Origin of the sequence: Hungatella sp. SL.1.14 (assembly GCF_024460495.1) — a bacterium.
Classification (GTDB): Bacteria; Bacillota; Clostridia; order Lachnospirales; family Lachnospiraceae; genus Hungatella; species Hungatella hathewayi.
The window spans coordinates 1-685 of record NZ_JANFYJ010000094.1 but is presented as its reverse complement, the minus strand read 5'-3'; the positions used below and the strand labels follow the sequence as shown (position 1 = coordinate 685).

At 50.4% G+C, this 685-nt stretch carries 1 protein-coding gene; it reads left to right on the top strand.

Annotated features, from left to right (window positions below; all coding sequences use genetic code 11):
- The coding region (locus NE473_RS30080) for a hypothetical protein (RefSeq protein WP_256265544.1) at positions 1-685 on the top strand (685 nt) is incomplete at both ends.

Genomic DNA, 685 nt, shown 5'->3' with positions numbered 1-685 from the left:
AGTTTACAGGAAACTATGATGACCTGGTAAGCAGCGGAGCAGTGGTAAAGGAAGGCGACCTTGGAAAGGTAAGCTATGTAAGGGCAGCCGGAGACGAGAATAAGAACAACGTTGGAGACGAGATCAGGCTGACGGCAGAGTATACGAAAAACCCGAACTATACGGTGGAAATCGTACCGGGAATGCTGACAATTGTGGCTGCAGGTGACAATGGAGTAAGTGCAGAAGGGCAGACGGTAACGTATGACGGGACCGGTCATGGATTAAAGAGAGCGGAAGCGCTGAAAGAGGGATCGACCCTGTGGTATTCAACAGACAATAAAGAATTCAGCGAGACAGCGCCGTTATTTACAGAGGCCGGGAGCTATACGGTCTATGTCAAGGCGAAAAACCCGAACTATGCGGATACAGATACAGCGGAAGCGACAGTCGAGATAAAAAAACGCGGACTGGAATTCAAGACCCTTAAGAAGGAAAAGGATTACGACGGGACACCGCTGACAAATCCGGCGTTTGAAGTAACCAAAGGGGATACAGCGCCAGGCCAGGAGCTGCAGGTCTATGTAAGCGGAAGCATAACAGAGGCAGGAAGGACAGCGAATACCGTGTCTTCGTACCGTGTGGTGGCGGCCGGAACTGATGCAGCAGACGAGAAGGCAAAGGATTATAAGAGCAACTATGAGAT